This window comes from Luteimonas huabeiensis HB2 (assembly GCF_000559025.1).
GTDB lineage: Bacteria > Pseudomonadota > Gammaproteobacteria > Xanthomonadales > Xanthomonadaceae > Luteimonas > Luteimonas huabeiensis.
Map to the genome: position 1 here is coordinate 1 of NZ_JAAN01000079.1, position 660 is coordinate 660.

Sequence of the window (660 nt, forward strand, 5' to 3'; positions counted from 1 at the left end):
ACGCTGTCGACGGACCTGGCGGCGGCGTTGCCGCTGGACACGGTGCAGGCGCTGGCGCTGACGCGTCGGGGCCAGAACGCGCGGCTGACATTCGCGGGCACGGCGGGCCAGACGGTGGCGCTGCAGGTGGCGGGCCAGACGACAACCCCTTCGGGGCGGCAATCGTACTACCGGGTCTATCGTCCCAACGGCACGCAGCTGGCGACCACGAACACGGCCGGGTCGGCAACGCTGAACCTGCCGAACCTGCCGGAGACGGGCGAGTACCAGATCTTCGTGGACCCGTACTACGGCGAGACGCTGCAGGCGCAGGTATTGCTGGCGAGCGGAACGACCGGTGGCGAGGCGATCGATGGTGAGAGCGGGGAGTACGCCACGACGGTGCCGGGCCAGAACGTATACCTGACCTTCGCGGCCTCCGAGGGTCAGCGCCTGGGGTTGGGCATCAGCGACCTGGTGGTGTCGACGGGTACCTATGTCAGCGTCAACGTCTACCGCCCGGACGGCAGCGCGCTGACGAGCGCGACCTGCTACCAGAGCAACAGCGGCTGCGGCCTGAACATCAACGCCAGCGTGGCCGGGACCTACAGCGTGGTGGTGAGCCCTCAGAACGGCAGCCAGACGGCGAGCTTCAAGACGACGCTGTCGACGGACCTGGCG

At 68.6% G+C, this 660-nt stretch carries 1 pseudogene; it reads left to right on the top strand.

From position 1 onward, the window contains the following. Positions 1 to 660, top strand: a pseudogene (locus Z164_RS22905) (beta strand repeat-containing protein); the annotation flags it as partial.